This is a genomic window from Thiocystis minor, assembly GCF_016653465.1.
GTDB lineage: Bacteria > Pseudomonadota > Gammaproteobacteria > Chromatiales > Chromatiaceae > Chromatium > Chromatium minus.
Genome location: NZ_NHSQ01000144.1, coordinates 1 through 20,711 on the forward strand (window position 1 = coordinate 1; position 20,711 = coordinate 20,711).

Here is a 20,711-nt window from a genome sequence, read left to right on the forward strand (position 1 = left end):
GACGGGGTCGGGGCGAGAGCGTCCGAAAAAAGGCCCCGATAGCGGGCCAGACGCGGGTTTTTCGCCGGTGGGGCGTCGCGTCTGACCCAAACCCAAGGGCGGCGCGCGAAGGGCCGAAAACCGGGCGTCTGGGCGCGAAACCGGGGTACCACGGGGTGCATGGAGGGGGGCGGGCCGCCGTGGCGGTGGACGTGACGGAGGAAAGGAGACCGGTCGCGGTGGCGCCCCATCGAGTGGTCACGTCCAACGCCACGCCGGGCCGTCCCATCACAGGGGATTGAACATGGCGTGGTCATCGTGAGAACACCCGTGGAGGCGTTCAGCCCCTTGGCCGTTGAGGAAGGCCAAACCTGGCAGGCCAGCTTGGTTCCCACGGGGAGCGATGGGGAACGGCAAGGAAAGCTTGGGGAAACGGCACCGTTGATTCCACGGGGGTGTTGAAAACGGCAACGTGATTAGGAAGAGCCACAAGATTGGACGTTTTCAACATCGGAGGAGCGGCTGAACGTCAGGGGGCGTACCCTGCCCAAGGGCCGACTGGAAGCGCGATTGGACAGCGTGAACCGTCATTCCCTTGACCTGGAGCGAGACCCCTCGTTGACCGGTGATGGAGGTTAACCGCTTGCGTCATCACCACATTCAAAAATTTATTGAATTAAAATTGATTTTTTATTTGATTTATTTTTTTATTTGATGCTCAGGCAAACGAATGGAAGCGATTCATTGAAGCGTCAGGCCGTACATGCCACGGAAGGTATCATTTTGACGATCCATTCAGAATGGCTCTAGTTCAATCCGTCAGGAAACCATCGCGCAACGCGTGAGTGTGACCGTGAGCGTTGAAAACGGCAAATTAATTAGGAAGAGCAGCAACGCTGGACGTTTTCAACGTTGGCGTGTCGGATGGAATGCTGGCAGAGAAAAAGCCAGTTGGTGGGCGTGATCGATTCATTGAAAAATTGAAATTCAAATCGAAGTAAAATTCACTCTATTTTTATTCAGATCATTAACGCAATTTCAATTTTGAATCGGAATGTCTTGTATCTTATTTTTTAATTCATTGAATTTGCAGTCGTGAAACTAAATTTCAATATAAATTAAAATATTTATTGATTTTTCATTGAATGACAGTGATTCGCTGACGGCTTCATGACGTGGCAGTTGGTCATGCATGGTCACAGTTGCGCTTGTCCCTTCATGACCAGGGTCTTCAGGGTTGTCAGGGTGTTCAGGGTTCCTCCAACCTGGGTAGCGCACCTAAAACAGCGCACTGTTGTGCACCCCTTCCCAACGGCTAGAGAGAACGAACCACCCCCAAAAAAACGTGCAGGAGAGGCCAAGATTGGCCATCTTTCAGGGCGCAAGGTGTCACCCTCACCCGTGGGCGGTCAAACTGGGAGGTCTGCCATCGGACCGGCACCGGGGTATGTTGAGAGCGACCGCATTGGCTCCGGTCCGCATCCGGTCCAACACGCATTGAGAACACCGTCTGCACTCACGCATGACTCCGGTCTGAATACGCTGTAACCCGTTGTTTTACCGACTCCGGTCCATCGCTCCGGTCCAGCGTTTCCGGTCGCGCTCCGGTCGATTGAGACCGGTGACGGAACCGAGTGCAACCGTGGCACGTTGAGTAGAAACCTTTCAAAACAGGTACTTACACACCAATTTCCCCGGTCCGAGGACGCCTGACCAGCGCCCTAAATATCAGTCCAACTCACTGAAAAATATTATTTTTTAAAGATTTTCCAAGCTGTTCGCTGGGCTGAAAATCCTCGTGTCGGTGGTTCGATTCCGCCCCTGGGCACCAATTAAAATAGCCGGTTACGTCGCAAGACAAACCGGCTTTTTTTGTCGGGTTCTTTTAGGGTTCAATCAGCCGCAAGATTTGCGATCCAGACCCACAAAAAACCCGCCAGGGCGGCGGGTGTGTCGGTCGAGCGGCAGACTGTACCTTTTTCTATCGTCGCATGGACTCGGGTTCTACCGGGAGCAGAATGTCGGCCTGCCGCCACAGTCCTAAGGTTTTCCAGCATCGCATGAATTCGGGTTCTGCTTTGGTCGTCCTCCCTTCCTGCCATTGATGCGTGACTGCTCCCGGCCCTCGGGCGTCACGGGTCCGGTACTCAACCCGCCGTGATATTTGCATCGGCCGTTCGAGTAAATCGCCGTCTGCTTGCAGGACGTGCCTTTGCGAGTCTGGGCACCACACGCCAGGTTCAGCAGGTCACGCGGCCAAACGGGCAGATACCGGGTGATCTGTCCTTCATCGACGCCCGCCGCCTTGAGGCGTGCCCACTGCCGATCCCGCGACCGATTGAAGGCCACCAGTCGGCGCCGACGAACGGCATCCGGGTCATCCATTGAAATAAGCTATCGATTCGCGATAAATCATTGTCTTTACCAATGTCTTTCCGCTTCGCGCGCGCGATGCGTCGAAATGCGTCACTTCATCGCCGCCGTGACGGCGCCCGCATGAACAACGGTCTCGCCGGTGATCTCGAAGTATCCGCGCACCAGCCGCAGGCCATCGGCCGCCAGATGAATCGGATCTTCGCCATCGATAGGCTTGCCCGTCAGCAGTGACTCGATGACGGCCGCTCGGCCGCTGGCACCACGTCGCGCCACCATCCGATCCAGCCGCTCAACGGTCGCCGGGTCAAGTCGGACCTGGACGTTGCAGCAATTCTCATTTTGGCCCAGGCGCGCTAGAGTCCCCGGCTACCCCTGATGGGAATCCTTGTCTTGAGCATCCACTTTGGCCCCAATGTTCTGAGTTTGGCTGACATCACGCGGGAAATCCGCCGTACCTTTGAGCTGTTCACCGATGCGCGTCGGGGCAACAATACGCGCTACACCCTGGTGGATGCTGGACTGAGTGCCTTCTCGGTCTTCTTCATGCAGAGCCCGTCGTTTTTGGAGTATCAGCGCAGCCTTGAGCAAGCGCATGGGCGCAACAACGCTCAGACCCTCTTCGGGGTCCACGCCATCCCCTCGGACAATCACATCCGCACCCTCCTGGATGCCACCGAGCCGGCCCAGTTGCAGCCGTTGTTTACCTGGCTGTTCGAGGCGCTGAACCAAGCGGGTGTCCTGGACACCTATCGCTGCTCGGTGAATCAGTCGTTGCTGGTGGCCTTGGACGGCACCGAGTATTTTTCCTCCAAGGCGATCCATTGCCCGCACTGTTCGACCCGTGAGCACGCCAATGGCGAAGTGCGCTATGTTCATGGCGCGCTGACCCCGGTGCTGGTGAAGCCCGGATTGGACAAGGTGATCGCGCTCGCCCCGGAATTCATCCGTCCGCAGGATGGTTCGCACAAGCAGGACTGTGAGCTCAACGCCGCCAAACGCTGGCTGGCGGCGAACGCCGCCCGGTTGAGCCCGCTGAACGTCACCGTGCTAGGCGACGACCTCTTCTGCCATGAGCCGTTTTGTCGCGACCTGTTGGGTCGGGACCTGAATTTCATCCTGGTCTGCAAACCCAGCTCCCATGCCACTGTCGAGGACTGGCTCGCTTTCCTCCAGCGCGACGGCGGGATGCGCACCCTGGTGCGCTCGCGCTGGAACGGACGACACCGCGAGACCGACACCTATCGCTACGCCTGCGACATTCCCCTGCGCGATGGCCAGGACGCGCTCCTGGTGAACTGGTGCGAGCTCACCACCTCCGATGCGCAGGGCAAGATCCTCTATCGCAACAGTTTCGCCACCTCCCTGGAGCTGACCGATCAGTCGGTGGCGCCGATCGTCGCGGCTGGGCGTAGCCGCTGGAAGATCGAAAACGAAAACAACAACGTGCTGAAGACCAAGGGCTATCACTTCGAGCACAACTATGGGCATGGCCAGCAGCATCTCTCCTCGGTGTTGGCCAGCCTCATCATCCTGGCCTTCCTGGTCCACACGATCCTGGAGTACATGGACGACCAGTATCAGCTCCTGCGCCAGAAGCTGCCGTCCCGACAACGTCTGTTCAGCGATATCCGAACCCTCACCAGCTATCTCTGCTTCGAGACCTGGGGTGACTTGATAACGTTCATGCTCGCCAGCTTCGAGCCGCCAACCCCGAAGCCTAAAACCGGCTGAAAATGCCAAAATGAGAATTACTGTGGACGTTGACCTTGGTGTCTGCCGCCCGGTAAGCCTGCATTTGTGCTGCTGTCGCCATTTTCGAAAACTCCTACATGCTGCTATTCATCGACGCCGCCCAAAGTGTCGCCGATCCTTAGGCGATCCTTGGGTAATCGTCGCCGAGTCCATCACGCGCCCGCGCATATAACGCGCATAAACCCCCTCAAAGCCAGTGCGTCGGGATTCCATACATCCGCCCGATTTCGATCAGTCGGCGCCGCTGGGCCTTCTTTCGCCGAGTCTCCCAGCCCTTCAGTGATCGCGCGCGCCGGGTCTCGGCATGTAGAGACGAGTTGATAACCGCACTGGCCTTCTGAAGATTCGCCCGCGCAGTCTCCTTGCCCTCGGTTGTCGTGGGTCCGGTGCTCGCGCCGCCGTGGAATTTGCACCGTCCGCCCTTCTTGAGCGGTTTGCACTGACAGGGCGTGCCGCGCCGGGTCTTGGCGCCGCAGACCGGCGTGAATTTGCGCTTTCGGCTGGGTCGTGAATTGCTGGGGGCTTCTGTCACGTCGACTTTCTCCCAACCGCCTTTTCTAACTGCTGATGCCGTTTGTCCAGCCAGGCCACTATCCCAGTCGTCGCCTTCACCAATTCCGCGTCATGCTTCCAGACCAGCCGGTAATATTCACGCCAGCGCATTCCCTCCGGTTTGCCGCCGTCCTTGTCCAGGGCGTTGACAGACCATCCGAGCCGCCGGCGGATGACATGCATCCGCGACATAGCCCGATCTGCCGCGTTTTGCCGGGTGCTGGGGTAATTCAGTTCACCGCAGGTCCGACACAGAAAACCGTGCCCGGTCAGGTAGAGGATGGCGCACCGTCCCCAGCAGAACGGGCAATGGAACCAGGGCCGGTAGCCGCCGAGATTGCAGGCGGTCTGCTCGATGTCGAGGGTTTCTCGCCGCGCTTGCCACTCACCACCGTCAACCTGTCGGTTGTAATCCAGCACCAGAGTTGTTTCAGTGGTGCGTAGTCTGACCGATCCATAAGGCTTGCCGTCCAAGTTCCATGACCACGTCGTGAACGCCCCTGGGTTCAGCAAACCCTGTCGCGCAAACTGGCGAATGTCGAGTTGCCGCAGACGTGTGGTCGTGCCCTTGCGCCGGATCTGATACTCCCCTGAACCCAGTCCGCCCATGCTGCGCATCTCGCTGGTTTTGCCTAAATCATTTGGAAAAATTATGTTTTTCGGCCTCCACAATACTCGCTATGATTCTACAACTTTGAAATGGACTTATAACGAAAACAACAAGATGAAATTCCCAGAGGACTGGCAGAACTGCCCACCCGATGACGCGGAACCCGCCAATGGCGTGTATTTCCGGGTGGGTCGCCATCATCCCCCGACGGCCGATGACTTTAAATCGCAAGCCGAACTGAAACGGGCACCAACAGCGGAGCCTGTTTGCGAGTGGGCCTATCCATGCTCCGCGACCTATCAGACGCAAAGCATCTGACTCGGCTGTTTCCTCGCCTTGGATCGATCGTTTACAGGGGCGAACTTGATGACTCTCTTGGTCAGTCAAAGCTGACTAGCAGCCACACGTCACCCTCCCATACAACCTGGTGGGCTTACTCCGATGTCGACCGGGTGGCGCCCTTCTCGGTGGTAGAGGTTTAACGCCGTGGATTGGGAACTCAACACGAACCCCGTCGATGTGGTCGACGTTGGCAACCTGGTCCCATCGGAAGTGCTCTATGAATTCGATGGTCCCCGCATCTTTTCCGCACAATCCCCCCTCGGCGACCTCCTTTGCTTCTTGGCGGACGACGACGGCGCAGTGCTGCGCTTCATCGCCGCGCCCACGAATCCTGACATCCTCGCCAAACTCAAGGACGGCATCCGCTCCGTGCGCGATGCAATCGATCAACCCTGGGTCTGGTTCGTCGATCTTGGCTACGATGGCCAACCACGGGCGGCATGGCGGGGCACGCTGAGTGACGTACCAGCGGACGCGCTACCGGAGAAGGGTGTCATGCTTTGGCCGCACCTGGAGCCCTTTTTTGCCTTGCGCGCGATCGGCGACGGCCTGAGCGAAGGCCAGGTTCCGATGAGCGTCGTCCGCCAAGTGATCGAAGGCGCCACCACAGCATTGAAGAAGGTCGCGAATGCCGTCTTCGACGATGCCAAGCTATCTGGCCGTAAAGCCAAGACGATTCGCCAGTTCTACGACCTCCCCACCCTGGGTTTCGCCTACAACAGCTTTGAAGCGGCTTTCCGCTTACCAGAGGGACAGCAGGCACCCTTAACGGGCATGGTGGATGAGACCGCCACAGCCTTGGGCGAAATCGCGCAGAAGTTGGAACAGGCGCTGAATTGGGCCATTGAGATCAGCCCCGATGAAATGGTAGACGCGCTGCCAATCGAGTTACTCGAAGCCTTGGAAAAGCTCGTGCCACCCAAATCCGGCCTGGTGAAGTGCATTGAGGTACGCGGCCGGATGTTTCCCAATGCCGGTGTGCCTTATCGTCTGACGCGGGACGCCTCGACCAGGGTGCGTCAAGCCTTGCGCGAGGTACGCGCGTCGCAAGAGACGATCACAACCGTCAGCGGCTTAGTGCGCGAATTCGACAAGGATAATTTTTCTTTTACGCTTCGGGAAACAGATGATGGCAAAGATCACTTATGCCGATTTCCATCTGAATTCTATGACGAATTGTATGAAGCCTTTGACCGTGACGAACGAGTGACGGTTGGGGGGCGAGAGGCGTTAAAGACTGGCGAAATTGATGTATCGCTAGCCTCGCGCAAATAGGTGTTTATGCGCGACCTGTAATTCTAATAAAATCAACAATATAATGATTGCAGTCGTGCGGTGAAGCAGCTATTAGGCGTCCAACGCAGCAGGTAAAGCGTCTTGCACCAATCCCCTAGCAAGATCGTAAGGCTCGCGATAAACCGCTCCAGACAGTATCGAAAACTGCGAAAGCAGAATCTCAAAAGGCTCTTCGTGCATTTTATATTCCATCGACTCTGATCCCCTGCCAAGATAGGTCGGGAAAACACGATCCAAGCGAATGATAGACGACGGCTTGTCGGGTGAATTGCGATCAGGTAAACAGAAGAAATGTAAGTATTGTAAAGCTCGAATCCTAGCGACAAGTACCGGGCCAAAGGTTCCTGGCTTCATAGCTGTCGCTGTACTATACAACGGTGCAACCAGATAGCAGGGTTTCTCCAGATGTTTGGCCATTCGCTGCTGGTGTCCTTCTGGCAGTCCTTGAATATTCTCAGATGCCATTACGGAAATAATAACAGCAGGACGTCTCTTGGCTTTGGCGATAATCAGCTCTTCAGTTTCGCCTAGGGAAAGGCTCTTTATTGGTAAGCGATCTCGTTTTTTAAAGTGAGTCTTGGCAATATCGCAAATTGTAAAACTGGAAACCTCATGTTCCGAAGGTGATGCTCGCGCAACATCAAGAATACGGGGAACTTCGTTTACTTCGGGCGTCGGAACCCAATATAGGTGACCGGGAGCGGGTTTCTCACTTTGCGCAACATTTTCATAGAAGCTTTCGAATACCTGCAAGATTCCCATTTATACGCGACTCCCAGCGTTACACCTTCAATTTCGCGTGGCCCGTTAGCCCAATCTCTAGCGGCTCGCCCTCCAGCAGGCTGAGCCCCGAAAAATACACTTCATCAAACTCGCCTTGAACAACGCTGTTTTGAACTTTTCTTGCTTTAATCATTTCGCACAGTTTAGTGCGCGTTTGTTTTATGGCCTTTGTTCGTAATTTTTTCATCTCAATTGTCTTGAGATCTTGAATCGATACTTTTATGCAATCCGAGAAATCAAGCGAATCACCAGGCCGTGCTTCAAGCATGGGTGCTGTCCGAAAATAGACATGATCAAGCAAAGCGGAAAGGTCTTTTCCATAACGCCGCATATCGGCATGCATCCGCCGTTGCACTACTCCTGATACTCCAAGCCCTGTCAAATCATCAACCCTTTGATACTCACCTAAATCGATTAGCGCAAACTCCTTGTCTCCAGCCTGAGTTTCACGGACATCCACAACGATCTTTCTGAGGCTGGCTAGTTCATCGATCGCTTGCGCGACTTCAATCGAAAAAGGACCAAAATGAAGAAACTTCCATGCGACGCCTGATATGCGACACCCCGCGTTTTCTTCCGCTGTATAGACATCCAACAGGTAAAGAAACTTGACAAGCGTCGTTTTCAGCATCGGCGCGACGCTTTGGCTACGGGCCTCCTGAAGTAACGCTAAAACAAGTGATAAAGTATTCATGGCTGATCTTTTGTGATCGAGACGATAACCTCAAATTTCCAGCATTACCTTTCGCTGCACCCATACCGGAATCAACTTCCACGCATCCCGCATCTGCCCATGCAGTGCGTCAGTACTCGGCTCGAATTGGCGCAGATAGGCCCAGAATCGCTGGGAGTGATTATGCTCCAGAGTATGGCAAAGCTCATGGATGATGACATATCGAACCTGTTCCCGTGGCAGAAACAGCAGCTTGCAATTCAGGCTCACCCGGCCCTGTCGGGTGCAGCTTCCCCAACGGGTGCGCTGGTTCTTGACCGACAAATCGGTGTAGCGCAGTCCTGTCTGTTGCGCGATGTTGGCGATCCACGGCTCGAACGCTTCCCGAGCGTGCCGCGCCAACCAGCGGCGCAGTGCCGCCTGGCATGCCTCCGGATCTTCGATCCCGCCCATGACCAGGATTCGCCCTGATTGGTCAGTCCGCGCCCCGACGGTGCGCGCGCGGGTCTTCCGATACTCGACTCGCCAGGTCTCGGCGAGGGCCGGCAGGTCGAACGCCTGGGGACGAACCGGTGGGGCCTCCTGGATGAGATGACGCACAGTGTCGAATTGGCTCAATCGCTCGCCGATCCAGTCCGCCCGGCTCTTCACCAGTTCCATCACACGCCCGGTCTCCGCCCCCTTGGGCGCAATGACCACCAGCCCATCGCGGGCACTGATCTTCAGACGCAGATTCTTGGCCCTGGCCGAGGGGCGGATCTCGTAATCGAGCCGCCGACCATCGGGCAGGTCGATAGAAGCGGTTTGGCTCATTCGGTGCTCTGACGGCCCGGTTTGTAGTGCTTGCGCTTGAGCAATTGCACCAGTGTCCCGATGAATCCCATCGCATCACCCGCCAATAGCCCCAGCGTGGAAAAGCGTTGCGCGATCAAGAGCAGCAACGCCTTGGACAGTTCCGGATCCACCGCGCTGGTGTTCCACCAGCCAGCGAAACAATGCTGGTCCGCCACACCAAGCACGGCGGCGGCCACCTCGGCGGCCTGGGTGTCGGTGAGTGCTGCATTGCGGGTCTTGATCTTGAGCGCTAACTGTTGGGCGATCGGTCGATTGGCCTCGTCCACCGCAGCCCGCACCGCCTCGGTGAGTCTCTCCAGTTCCTCGATCAGGGCGATCCCGGCCAGGGTACCCGCGCGTTTCTGGTCGATCAGGCGTTGCAATGCCTCCGACAGCGGCCGGAACTGTTCGTCCTGATCCATCCGGATGCGCAACTCCGCGCTCAGAATGGCCTCGATCTCCAGCGCCTTGGCGTCCGGTTTCTGATCCTTCAGCTTGGTCAGGAAATGCTCGTCCAGCACATAGGTGGGGAATTCCTTTTCCAGTTCCTCGACGTCGATATGCTGGCGAATCAGTTCGCGGGTACGGGCGGCATCCTCTTCCGTTGCTTCCAGGGCTGCGTCGGGATAGAACTTCTTGCGGTAGAGCAGATAGAGCTTGGTCAACCAGGCGTAGGGGCGCACGTAGTCTCGTAACTGCTCGTCCGGTTGCAGCGCCTCATAGAGCACGCGCAGGTTGCGATAACCGGTGTCGAATTGCTTTTCCGCCCCTTCCTCGTCGCGCAGGATCTTCATGGCGGCGATAAAGGCCCCATGGGAGCCGTCGCGCGGCACCGTTGCCTCGGGGAAGATCGCCCACAAGGCATCGAACGCATGGCGGAAGTGCTCGCGGATGCGCTCGAAGGGAAAGGCGATGTCGCCCAGTTCCTCGGGGCGGTAATTCAGCGCCTCGTTCAAGTGATCGAAGATGCCGTAGTAGTCGATGACCAGGCCGTGCCCCTTCAGCTCGTTGTAGGGTCGATTCACCCGAGCGATGGTTTGCAGCAGACCGTGGTCGCGCAGGTTCTTGTCGAGATACAGGGCCTGAAGAATCGGCGCGTCGAAGCCGGTCAGCAGCATGTCGCACACCACCAGCAGTTCCACCTGGCGATCGGCTTTGTCCTGATGCTCCGGCCGCTCGGATTGGGCCGGGATCAGGAATTCGTTCAGCAGTCGCTTACGCTTCGCCTCGCCCAGATAGAGCGCCTTGATCGCGTCCGGATCCTTCTCAGGTTGCTCGGAGATGACGGCCATGACCGCCTCGTCTCCCAGTCGCGCCCGCAGGGCCTCGGTATAGAGCCTGACGGTTTCCTTGTCCTTGCAGGCCAGCATCGCCTTGAAGCCGTTGGGCCGGACATGCGCGTTGAAGTGCTCCACCGCATCGTCGGCGATCTGTGCGATGCGTTTGGGCAGTTTCAGCAGCACGTCCAGGGTCGAGGAGCCGCTGACCAGTTTGTTCTGCTCGGCCTCGTCCAGATGGCCGAATTCGCGCTTGAAGGCGGCATCCAGCCTGGCCCCGTAGAGCTGCCAGTCGGTCTTGCGCGGCTGCCAGTGGATCGGCTTGACCACACCGTCGCGCAGGGCGTTGGTCACTGTGTAGGGACGGCCCATGTAACGCTCGATGGCGCCGTCGTCCTTGATCCGGCCCCAGGCCAGCGGGGTATTGTGGTCGTCCTTCTCGATCGGGGTGCCGGTAAAACCGAACAGCGACGCCCCTTCGACCGCCGCGCGCATGTAGGTGCCCAGCTCGCGCTCCTGAGTCCGGTGCGCCTCGTCGGCCATGACGATGACGTTCTTGCGCGCCTTGGTAATCCGCTTGGGCATGCCCTCGAACAGATGCACGGTGGTCAGGATCACCCCGCGATAGTCGCCCGCCAGCTTCGCCTCCAGATCCTTCTTGCTGGCGGCGACATGCACATTCTCGGTGCCGGTGGCCATCAGCTCACGGTCCATCTGGCTGCCGAGCTGCTCGCGGTCCACCAGCAGGATCACGGTCGGCTGGCCGAGCGTCTTGTCTTCCCACAGGCAGCGGGCGGCGAAGATCATGGTCAGGGTCTTGCCGGACCCTTGGGTGTGCCAGACCAGGCCGCGCCGTTGCTCCGGCGTTAGACTCAAGTCGATGGCGCGGCCGAGGATGTCCCTCACTGCTAGATACTGCTGATAGCGCGCCACGACCTTCTCGGTTTTGCCGTCCTTGGTCACGAAGATGATGAAATGACGGATGAAGTCGAGCAGGTTGTTGCGGTCGAACAAACCGTAGAGCGAGACCTTCATCTCGTCGAATTCGTCGATCGCGTGCGGCCAGGGATCGCGCCATTGCAGCCAGAACTGCAAGCGTCGGCCCGGTATGCCGTACATCATGCGGGTCTCGTTCACGCCGACACCATAGGCGTTGGTGTAGAAGAGTTGGTCGATCTCTTCGGCATACATGCCGAGCTGTTTGGCCCCCTCGCGCCAATCCGGCTGGTGACGGCTGGCGGTCTTGGCCTCGATCACGATGATGGGGATGCCGTTGATGAAGAGCACCAGATCCGGCCGGCGGGGTGAGTTGCCCTCGACCGGAAATTGGTTGGTCACCCACCAGTCGTTCGCGTCCAGATCGTCGAAGTCGATCAGCCGCACGTCCTGGGCCTTTTCGGACGGGTCGAATTGATAGTTGACGCCGTTCTTCAGCCAGGCGAGCCACTGGGCGTTATCACGGCAGGCGCGCAGCCGGGTGATGATGGCCTCCACCCGCGCCTCGTCGGTCAGGATGGTCGGGTTGAGCTGTTTCAGTTTCTCCCGCAGCACGGGCAGCAAGAGCACCTCGCGCGCGTCCGGGCGCAGTTCGGCAAGCTGCTCACGGGAACGATAGGTCCAGCCAAGCGCCGGGGTTTGCAGATGCGCGATGATCTCGCGCTCGACGGTGGTCTCTTCGTTGAAGAGGCGCACGACATCATAGGGCGTCGTGGGCTTTTCGATGCGATGGGGCGCGGTGAATACCGTTTCGGTCATGGCCGGCTCATCCTTGGAAGGGGTCGATGATCTTCAGATTTTCGATGACCTGGCCGTGCTGCAAGTCCTCTGTATAGAGGGTGCGGCAGCCGGCTTCCAGCGCGGCGGCAAGAATCTGGCTGTCCCAGATCGAGAATCCGTAACGATGGCGAATCCGCCAAGCCTGACGCAGCACCCTTTCGTTGAGCGGTTGCAGTCGGACGTAGCCCAGGATGAAGCCGAGATTCTCCTGTATCCAGTCATCGCTTTGCTTGGCTCGCAACATGACACTGTAATACTCGGACGCAACCTGGGCGCTGATCACTCCGTCGGTGAGTGCCTCGACCAATGCCAGCGCACGCGCATGGCGCGGCTCATTGGGCGCGCGCAGATGGGCATAGACCCAGATATTGGTATCGACGAAGCTACCGCCGTGCATTGCGCGCTTCCCGTGTCGGAATTTCGATTGCATCAACATCCGCGATATTGAACTTCGGGCGCTCTCGGGTTGGCTCTTCAGGCTCATCGAGCGGCCATAGGATATATTCGATTCGGCGATGGCGAAGCTCGACGGGAACGGGAATCGCGGCGGGCGCGTCTTCGAGAATCTGGCGGATGGGCTGCATCGTCATTTTCCGGGTTCGCTGTTCTGGATTGCGGTGGTTTTGGTATCGACGAACTCAGCGCCGGGCATTGCGTTCTTCCCAGCAGGGAATCACGATCTCGTCGACCCTGATCACGGCGGGCAGTTTGAGATGGATCTCGCGATTGTGGTCGATCTCGGTTTCGATCTCGATGGCGTGCATGAGGGTCTCCAATCAAGAAACGGGAGAGGGCGGAAGGCGGATCTTGCCGGTGAGGAGGTTTTGCAGGAGGGATTTTTTGATCTGCTGGAGGGCTGATGCTCTCATTTCGGAAGCGGTTACCGCCTCTTTTGCAGCAGCAACGGCACCAACTATTTCATTCTGTTGGTCTGGCAAAGGAAGCAAGATAGGCAGAGACATGATATCTCTGCGTTTGATTTTGACCATGCTGCCACTTGTTCCGCTTGCACGGGACTTAAGCCAGCGCCTCGCATTTGTACTTTGCAAAAGCATTTCGGCGAAGGCAGGGGAGATAAGCGCACGATCGACCCGAACCCGCATCATTAGATCTGGATAATAAGCAATATCAGGGCGACCGGCATAGCGGCCAGACCTGCCGACAAGCTCCGGCGTATTGGAACGGCTTACTAAAATGTCATCCGCTATCAACCTGAACGGCAACAAGCCTTCATCTTCAATCGGAGCGGGCTTAATACCTTCAGGGTTAAATCCATCGTCATTCAATGCATCCAAGGATAGAACCCATGCGCCGGTTGGGTCTTGCGGGCATGTAGGCGAGTAACCATTGCGTATCTTCTCACTGACGAGCGAGGCAAATGTCGTCTGTTGCCAGTGTTCAGCCTTGGGGGGGTGGAGCAATTCCGAGGTCAGCGATCGCTTCAACTCCCGCGCCGCCTCCAGCTCGGCCCTGGCTTTGGCAATAGCGTCGTCGGCCAGCTTCAGCGTCGCGGCAATGCGGCGTTGTTCGTTGATGTCTGATGGAAAACGCAGCGGTAATTTTTTAACCGCTCCCCAACTGTAATTGGCAAGGCCGGTTGTTTGCTGCGAAGTCTTGCTGAACCACTCATGAACGAGGTGAATCCGCATCCAGCTTGCTAAAAATTCAGGGAGTAATTCATTATGGTCTTTCGATGTCATGCCCATCAGGAATGAAGCGAACACCATGGCCTGATCTTTTTCCAGCAAAACCGAATCGCCAATGCGGTCTTGCGATCCATTTGAGCCGACGAATAGAATCCAGCCTTTCGAGACGGCAGCCTTTTCCAGCGCCTCCGGCGAAACATCTCGCAGATAAAGCAAATCGGTTAGATCAAGCCGATCTTGCACATTCGGAATGCGAATAACCGGAACGGCACCATTTTCGGGTCGTTCGATTTCGTTTTCTTTGGTCCAGGTATAGCCGCGCCGAAGCTGTATAGCTTGGGTCAGCGGCTTTTCATTCCAGCCAGGTGGCAATGGGTTGTCGTATAGCAGCTTCATCCTTGCGCAACTCCCACATGGGCAAGTATCCGTTTAAGTTCAGCTCTGGCCGCAGTCGCTAGGGATTCTGCGTCTTTGAGATTCCGAACTGCCTCCTCCAACGCCACCACCTTCTCCGGCTCAAACGTATCCACATACCTCGGCAAATTGAGATTGAATTCGTTCTCTTCGATCTCGGCCCGATCCACCACGGCGAAGTAGCGCCGCGCCTCGTCCGGATCGTTCAGGATTCGGCGCAGATCGGCCTTGGCCTCGGCCAGGTGGGCGATCTCGCGCTCGGCGGCGAGTCGGATCTCCTGCTCGCGGGTGTCTCGCTCTTCCTGGAGTTTCTTCAGCTCCTTCACCGCCCGCGTGACCTGCTTGCCGCGCTCCCGGATGGCGGCGACCAGTTGCTTGCGGGCCTCGTCGAGCGCCTGCTTCGGCTGGACGAGTCGGGCCTTCATGGCGGCCTTCTCGCCGCGCCCGGCGGCGTCGATCCGGGCCTGAATCCGGTCGACCTCGGCCTTGAGTGGCGCGAGCGGGTGGAACCAGGGATGCGCAGGGGCGATGGCGTCGTTGACCGCCTTGACCTTGATGTCCAGAGCGTCGAGCCGGGTCTGCTCGTCCGCCAGCGCGGCCAACGGGGCGAGCACCGGGCCGTAGGCGTCCTCGATGTCGGCCAGACGCTGGTCACGGTGTGACTCGACCTCGCGCGTCAGTTGTGCCGCGTGGCTGTCGAGAAGCTGCTTCGCCGCGTCCAGATCGCCGAAGGCGCGCCAGGGGACCAGGATGCGCATCAGGTCGGAGGGGCGCAGCAGGTTCTGCGGGTTGGCCTTCTGGAAGTGGCGCGAGTTCCAGATCATCAGGGTCTTGCCCTGGCGCTCGGCGGGCTTGTGCCTGTTGAGCAGCAGCAGACAGGCGGGGACGCCGTTGCCATAGAAGAGCTTGGACGGCAGCACCACGATGCACTCGATCAGGTCCGACTCGACGAAGCCGCGCCGGATCAGGTATTCGGCATCGGCCTTCTGGTTCTGGCCGTCTTCTTCCTCGGTCTGCTCGGGCTGACCGCGAAACAGCACGCCCTGGGACATGACCACCATGCCCCGGCCGGCCTCGTTGGTTGCCGGATCCTGGTCCTTGAGCGATTTGGCGATCTGTTGCAGCCAGGCCCAGTCGCCATTGGAAACGGGCGGCATGCCGAAACTCAGGCGCCCGAATTTGTCGCCGGAAGCCACCGTATCATGCCCCCAGTCCTCCAGCGAAAAGGGCGGATTCATGATGACGCGATCGAAGGTCTTGAGACGATTCGTCGCGGTCAGATGGCGCGGGTCGCGCAGGCTGTCACCCTGTTTGTGTTCCCACATCGGCACGCCGTGCAGGATCATGTTGATGCGCGAGATGTTGTAGGTGACGAGGTTGGATTCCTGCCCATGCAGGAAGAGCTGGCGCACGTCGCCGCCATGCTTTTTAACGTAGCGGATGCACTGGAGCAGCAGACCCCCCGAGCCGCTGGACCAGTCGCAGATGCTCATGCCGGGTTTTGGCTCCAGCATCTCGGACATGAGAAAGCCCACCTCGGCGGGGGTGTAGAACTCACCGCTCGACTTGCCCGCCCGGCTGGCGAAATTGCGGATCAGATACTCGTAGGCGTTGCCGAACAGGTCATCGGAGACATGGGCGCGGTCGAAGGTCTGGCTGCCGATCTGGTTGATGAGGTTGACCAGCTTGTCGCGCGGCAGCTCGTCCTGCCGGTTGAAATCGATCTTGCCGGTGAGGATGCCGTCGAAATTGTTCTGGCGATGGCTATTGGCGCGCTCGATGGCGAGCATGGCGTCGTTGAGCGCCTGGCCGAGCTGACCCTTCGCCGTGCGCGCGACCTGATTCCAGTGCGCCGCCTCGGGGACGATGAAATGGTGGTTCGTGGGGTCGCGCGCCAGCGTCAGCGCCTGGTCCTGGGGGATGCCCGCCTTGATCAGCGTGTCCGCCTGGGTGCGAACCTCCTCCTCGAAACAGTCGTTGATGCGCTTGTAGAACAGCAGCGCGAAGACATAGCCGCGAAACTCGGAGTGATCGGCGTTGCCGCGCAGGATGTCGGCGGCCTTGTCGAGATAGCTTTCCAGCTCGCCTTGGGTCATGCGCCGCGTGGGGCGCACCAGGATGGGTGATTTGAGCTGCTCAAGGAGTTGGTCGAGATTCATTCGGGTATCATTCAGGTTCGCTCGGATTTCCAAGTGGCACTATATTCGTGCCGGGGGATCTCTGTCTTGGATTCTGCCGGCGCTGTCATGGCCTTGTTTGTCGCGTGGTGGATGAGGCGACGATCACACTTCGGAATCACGTCGCCAGTCTCCGACCGTCATTTGCGGATTGTCGTAGATCATGACTTGATCTCAAGCAGCCGATGCGCGCCGAACTGCCCGATCAGCGTTTGCCGTGCCTCCTCCAAGTCGCAGCCCGGCGCAATCATCACCAGCCAGACGTTCGGTTTCTCGATGACGCGATAGCGGTAGACGCGCATCGCGCTCGCCGCCTGGGTCTCGGCGTCTTGCCGGAGTAGACCGCCGTCGAACTCCTGGATTGCCGCACGTTCATCAATGGCTTCTTGGATGTCGGCTTGGGTCTCGGCGGAAAGCAGGAGCGGAGCGTCCTGGTCTCGGAGCAACGCCAGAATCTCGGCCTTGTGCTGGCGGATTTCCGGTAACAACCGCTCCAGCGCCGATGGATCGCCAGAGTATTTCAGCGTCCCGCGCTCCGTGGCGGCGAGGCTGACGCCTGCTTGGGTGGCTTCGGTCAGGAGGGCGGCGGCGTTCATAGTTCGCCCTCGACTTCTGCGGCGAGCGTTTCAACCTGCCCGGAATAAACACCCATCTCCCCCATAACACCCACTTCGCCCTCCCAGCCCGCGCCGTTCTTTGCGTGGTTTTTTTCGTCTGGGTGGGTGTTATGGGGATGTTGGGTGTTATTTCCGGCTCGTTGCGATTGATCCGCCGCGACGATCCAGCGGTTTTGTTTGTGCAACACCCCGTCCTTCACCAGCCGCAATCCGCCCACGCGCCGCTCGGCCTGTCGCTCGATCCAGCGACCCAGAATCCGGGGATTGATGACGTTCGCCCGGTCGCCCGCGATCTCGACCAGCGCATCCCGCAAGGCTTGCCGGGCTTCCTGTCGCGCGTCGCTGTCCATCTGGGTATCGCCGTTCGCCCAGGCGGACATCTGCGCGACGGTATGACTGGATCGGGTGTCGTGCTCGTACATCGTTTGCACGGCTTCCAGCAACGCGCCCAACTTGGCGGTTTCCGGGTCCACACTGAAGGCGCGTTCGGTGGCAATGAGTGGGTCGGCGAAGGTGACGGACTGACTCCAACTCGCGACCCAACAGACGGGTTGTCGAACCAGATCGTCCCAGCCCTCAAACGACGCGCTCCGACCTTTCCCGAGTCGCGGCCTGCCCGCCGTGATCCAAGCTCGGATAATCGTGAGCGCCGCGACCACCAGTTCATCCCGGCGCGCGATGGTCATCTGCGCCGGGTCGAAGTCGAATTCACGGGCGTAGGGCTTTTCGATCCGGGCATCCAACCGGGCAATGAGGATGCGACGGCAGGTATCTCCGACGAGTCGCAGGTTGTTTCCGGTCGCCAGGAACAGCGCACGATTGGGCAGGGTCGCGGTCTCGGACTTCCCGAGAATGCGGTCGGTGAAGGTCGGCGCCGTCAGGAAGGCATCCAACGCCGCATTCCCGAACGGTTCGCGGATGTTGTCCCAGAGGATCGTCTTGTGATTGTCGCGGAGCGCCGCGAACAGTCGCTTGCGGGCTTCCTCGTCTTGCGCCGACGCGGGCGGGAGAGCAGGCGGAATGTCGCCGGTGAAGAAGGCGCCGATGGTCTGCGCCAGCAGCGTTTTACCCGTACCCGCCGTGGGAGCATCCCACGCGAAACCGGGCGCCGTGGTCAGACTGGCACGGATGCAAGCGGTGAACATGCCCGCCAGCGTTACGCCACGATCCACGTTATCGACCAGCGGGAACTGCGCCACGGGTGCCCACAGCCGTTCCAGCGCGCGCTTGGCATCGTCCAGCGAGGGCGACAAGGGGACATGCGGCAGTTCCGCCGAACTCGACACCAACAGCAGGCGACTCGGCGCGTCGTATCCTGGTGAGGCGAGGATTGAACCATCGCGCCGCAGCGTGGGCGCCGTGATGACGGCATCCAGGCGTTGCAATCCTCGCTCGCCGTCTTTCGCCATGACACGGGTGGCCGTCCATTGCGGGGCGTCGGCGGGGTCTTCCTCGATGACGGGCAAGCCTTCTTTCTTGCGCTCCACCTCCACATAGAACTCGGTCACACGGTCGAAGTGATCGTTCAGCCAGTCGCGATTGACGGGCAAGGCGCGGGCGTCCTCGGTGATGCGGACCAGCGCCGCGCCGTCTCCGAAGTCGAACAGCTCGCCGCGTTCGCGGATCAGATCCAGGCAGTTATCCACTACGCGCGCGCGGTCGCCGCGTAACAGCCGAATCCGTTTGCTCGGACGACTGAGATAGAAGCGTTGCCCGCCGTGAGCATGGCTGTAGAGGTAGGGGCGTCCACCGCTGCGCAAGTTTACCCATGCGATGCGCTGATCGTTGCAGTAGTCCGGTTCCAGCGGATCGGCAAAATGTTTGCCGTGCCACTTCGCCGGGTTATCGAGCATCTGACCGACACTGACCTCGGTGCCGTCGCTGCACGTCAAACGAAAGTCGCCGGTCAGGGTGTGCTTGGTCGCGGCCTTGCGTAAGGTCGCCTTGGCCGTTTCCACGGGGATGGACGCACGCTCGGCGAGGCTCGGCGCGGTTTCCTCGATCCATTGCTCGCGCGCCTCGAACAAGGCGTCACTGGCGCCGCTCTTTGCGGCCTTGATGGCGGCATCGGCTTGTGCGCGAACGGTGCCGTCCGCAGCCAGGATCAGCGCCCGCAGGTCGAACAGCCCGGACGGATCGCCGATCAGTCGGGCGGGGGGCGTCGCGCGCGTCAACTCGGGTCCGAGCGACGGCACCGCGACAAAATCTAGCCGCTCCGGTTGCCAGACGTTTGCATCCACGATGGTTCGCTGCAACGCTTGGCCGGCTTTGCCAATCTCGATCCAACCCGCGCCGGATGCCCACAGCAACGCGACCAACGCCTTGCCTGCCTCGGGGATCAGCGCGGCGTCAGACACTGGAAGATACAGCCGTTGGCCCTTCAATCCGCTGTCGTGCCCGCTGGGGTCCACGATGTTCGACGAGGAGGACGCGCGCCACAGCATCGGCGCGGCGTCCAGCATCGGCGCGGCAGTCTGGATGCCCGTCAATAGATCCTCGGGAGACAGGCGCCGCTCGCCGCTCGCGTCGTGGTCCAGCATCCAGATACCGGGCGCGCGCCGGAAGCTGAAGAACTGCCGCGACCGGGTGATGATGCCTTCCTCATCGGTCAACGCCTTCTTCGCTACGATGCGCGACTGTTCCGCCTCGGGCACGCCATAGGTCAGCGCCGCATTGGCGGGTTGCCGGTCCAGCAACACCGCGAACTCCGCCAAATTCGCCACGGTCACGCGCTGGCAGGTGCCCTTGGTCATCTGCGCGCTCGACGACTTCGCGACCTTGCCATCTTTCCACAGGAAGGTTTTATTCAGTCGCGTGGGGATCTCCGAGCGGATTTCCGTCACCACGATTTGCCCAGGGTGGGTGTTATGGGTGGGTTGGGTGTTATTTTCGGAAGAGATCGACGCATCCATAGCAGCCTCTGCGCCCTCTTCAATCTCGCCGGTAGTGACGGACTCGATTGGATCGACAGCCGCCTCTGCGTGGCTGTCGGCTTGCGCCGCGGTTTCGGTCGGTGCCGACTCGATTGATTCGCCGGACGGCTCCAGGTCCACCTTGGCGCGGCCTTCATACAGCGCCACAAGGCGAGCCAGCGCGGCCTGATCCTTCATCTCCTGCCTGCCCTTCAGGACGCGGTTCAGGTTGCCCACGTCATAGACAATCGCCTCGGCGAGCGCGGTTTGTGTCATCCGCTGTTCGGCGCGCCGATCTGTGAGGGCGGTCATCATCGCGCGGGCATCGGGCGCCGCTTGTGGCTCAGCAGCAACAGCCGTCGGTGGCCGATTAAACTCGAAGGACGCGGCATTCGTCGGGGTCATTTTGATGGCGGTGCTCATGCTGCCACCTCGCCGAAATACTCCGGCCAATTCGTCACGCAGAAATCTTGCACCCTGTTCTTGATGCGCTGGATCTCGCGCCGATCCTTGATCTCTTGTGCGCGCTGGGCGTCAAACTCGCTCATGTCATAGACGCCTTTCAGTGCATCCCATTACACACAACTTTCCGTGTCCGGCATCTCCCTGGCCTATTTGATCCCGGCGGCGAAGTCCATGATGCGCTGCATGCCCAGCCAGATCGTCTTCAAACCGGGCTCGCCATCGCCCTTGCG

At 59.2% G+C, this 20,711-nt stretch carries 19 protein-coding genes and 1 pseudogene; 3 read left to right on the forward strand and 17 right to left on the reverse strand.

What is annotated here, in order from left to right; all coding sequences use genetic code 11:
- Window positions 1-2,019: 2,019 nt before the first annotated feature.
- Window positions 2,020-2,364 carry an HGGxSTG domain-containing protein gene (locus CCR95_RS26460; protein WP_420825675.1) on the reverse strand — a complete coding sequence of 115 codons (345 nt, stop codon included), beginning with the start codon at window positions 2,362-2,364 and terminating at the stop codon, window positions 2,020-2,022.
- A gap of 81 nt (window positions 2,365-2,445) precedes the next feature.
- Window positions 2,446-2,703, reverse strand: a complete 258-nt coding sequence (locus CCR95_RS19440; protein WP_201097596.1) for a ribbon-helix-helix domain-containing protein — start codon at window positions 2,701-2,703, stop codon at window positions 2,446-2,448.
- 84 nt (window positions 2,704-2,787) lie between these two features.
- On the opposite strand from CCR95_RS19440, the pseudogene CCR95_RS19445 reads away from it, so the two are divergent.
- Window positions 2,788-3,996: pseudogene (locus CCR95_RS19445) on the forward strand (ISNCY family transposase); the annotation flags it as partial.
- A gap of 298 nt (window positions 3,997-4,294) precedes the next feature.
- On the opposite strand, the gene CCR95_RS19450 reads toward CCR95_RS19445, so the two are convergent.
- Together CCR95_RS19450 and CCR95_RS19455 are read right to left on the reverse strand one after the other, a co-directional pair.
- Window positions 4,295-4,639 (reverse strand): HGGxSTG domain-containing protein, encoded by a 345-nt coding sequence (locus CCR95_RS19450; protein ID WP_201097566.1) that lies wholly within the window; start codon window positions 4,637-4,639, stop codon window positions 4,295-4,297.
- Entirely contained in the window at window positions 4,636-5,268 is a 633-nt protein-coding gene (locus CCR95_RS19455; protein ID WP_201097568.1) for a hypothetical protein, read from the reverse strand. The genes CCR95_RS19450 and CCR95_RS19455 overlap by 4 nt, the downstream gene beginning before the upstream one ends.
- Here CCR95_RS19455 and CCR95_RS19460 point away from each other — a divergent pair.
- Both CCR95_RS19460 and CCR95_RS19465 read left to right on the forward strand, forming a co-directional pair.
- Window positions 5,267-5,587 carry a hypothetical protein gene (locus tag CCR95_RS19460; protein WP_201097570.1) on the forward strand — a complete coding sequence of 107 codons (321 nt, stop codon included), beginning with the start codon at window positions 5,267-5,269 and terminating at the stop codon, window positions 5,585-5,587. The two genes, CCR95_RS19455 and CCR95_RS19460, sit on opposite strands and share 2 nt — an antisense overlap.
- A 168-nt stretch (window positions 5,588-5,755) precedes the next feature.
- Window positions 5,756-6,886, forward strand: a complete 1,131-nt coding sequence (locus tag CCR95_RS19465) for a hypothetical protein (RefSeq protein WP_201097572.1) — start codon at window positions 5,756-5,758, stop codon at window positions 6,884-6,886.
- A gap of 72 nt (window positions 6,887-6,958) precedes the next feature.
- Here CCR95_RS19465 and CCR95_RS19470 read toward each other — a convergent pair whose 3' ends face one another.
- The 13 genes from CCR95_RS19470 to CCR95_RS25530 all read right to left on the reverse strand — a co-directional run.
- Window positions 6,959-7,669, reverse strand: coding sequence for a hypothetical protein (locus tag CCR95_RS19470; protein WP_201097574.1), 711 nt, complete (start codon window positions 7,667-7,669; stop codon window positions 6,959-6,961).
- A gap of 19 nt (window positions 7,670-7,688) precedes the next feature.
- On the reverse strand, window positions 7,689-8,384 hold the full coding sequence (locus tag CCR95_RS19475) for a hypothetical protein (protein ID WP_201097576.1): 696 nt from the start codon (window positions 8,382-8,384) through the stop codon (window positions 7,689-7,691).
- A 30-nt stretch (window positions 8,385-8,414) separates the two neighbouring features.
- Window positions 8,415-9,176 carry a M48 family metallopeptidase gene (locus CCR95_RS19480; RefSeq protein ID WP_201097578.1) on the reverse strand — a complete coding sequence of 254 codons (762 nt, stop codon included), beginning with the start codon at window positions 9,174-9,176 and terminating at the stop codon, window positions 8,415-8,417.
- Window positions 9,173-12,229 carry a type I restriction endonuclease subunit R gene (locus CCR95_RS19485; protein ID WP_201097580.1) on the reverse strand — a complete coding sequence of 1,019 codons (3,057 nt, stop codon included), beginning with the start codon at window positions 12,227-12,229 and terminating at the stop codon, window positions 9,173-9,175. The genes CCR95_RS19480 and CCR95_RS19485 overlap by 4 nt, the downstream gene beginning before the upstream one ends.
- Window positions 12,230-12,236: 7 nt before the next feature.
- On the reverse strand, window positions 12,237-12,647 hold the full coding sequence (locus CCR95_RS19490; RefSeq protein WP_201097583.1) for a PIN domain-containing protein: 411 nt from the start codon (window positions 12,645-12,647) through the stop codon (window positions 12,237-12,239).
- Complete coding sequence (locus CCR95_RS19495; RefSeq protein WP_201097585.1) at window positions 12,634-12,834, reverse strand: hypothetical protein; 201 nt, start codon at window positions 12,832-12,834, stop codon at window positions 12,634-12,636. The genes CCR95_RS19490 and CCR95_RS19495 overlap by 14 nt, the downstream gene beginning before the upstream one ends.
- A gap of 54 nt (window positions 12,835-12,888) precedes the next feature.
- The gene (locus CCR95_RS25955) at window positions 12,889-13,014 is read right to left on the reverse strand and encodes a hypothetical protein (RefSeq protein ID WP_276570288.1); all 126 of its coding nucleotides are present in this window, start codon (window positions 13,012-13,014) and stop codon (window positions 12,889-12,891) included.
- A 12-nt stretch (window positions 13,015-13,026) separates the two neighbouring features.
- The gene (locus CCR95_RS19500) at window positions 13,027-14,292 is read right to left on the reverse strand and encodes a restriction endonuclease subunit S (protein ID WP_201097588.1); all 1,266 of its coding nucleotides are present in this window, start codon (window positions 14,290-14,292) and stop codon (window positions 13,027-13,029) included.
- The gene (locus tag CCR95_RS19505; RefSeq protein ID WP_201097590.1) at window positions 14,289-16,469 is read right to left on the reverse strand and encodes a type I restriction-modification system subunit M; all 2,181 of its coding nucleotides are present in this window, start codon (window positions 16,467-16,469) and stop codon (window positions 14,289-14,291) included. The genes CCR95_RS19500 and CCR95_RS19505 overlap by 4 nt, the downstream gene beginning before the upstream one ends.
- Before the next feature lie 179 nt (window positions 16,470-16,648).
- Window positions 16,649-17,083 carry a hypothetical protein gene (locus tag CCR95_RS19510; RefSeq protein ID WP_201097592.1) on the reverse strand — a complete coding sequence of 145 codons (435 nt, stop codon included), beginning with the start codon at window positions 17,081-17,083 and terminating at the stop codon, window positions 16,649-16,651.
- Window positions 17,080-20,331 (reverse strand): hypothetical protein, encoded by a 3,252-nt coding sequence (locus CCR95_RS19515; RefSeq protein WP_207188690.1) that lies wholly within the window; start codon window positions 20,329-20,331, stop codon window positions 17,080-17,082. Before CCR95_RS19515 ends, CCR95_RS19510 begins: the two co-directional genes overlap by 4 nt.
- A gap of 104 nt (window positions 20,332-20,435) precedes the next feature.
- Window positions 20,436-20,564, reverse strand: coding sequence for a hypothetical protein (locus tag CCR95_RS25960; RefSeq protein ID WP_276570289.1), 129 nt, complete (start codon window positions 20,562-20,564; stop codon window positions 20,436-20,438).
- 63 nt (window positions 20,565-20,627) lie between these two features.
- Window positions 20,628-20,711, reverse strand: an 84-nt coding sequence (locus CCR95_RS25530; protein ID WP_242523135.1) for an IS4 family transposase, incomplete at its 5' end; no start/stop codon positions are given.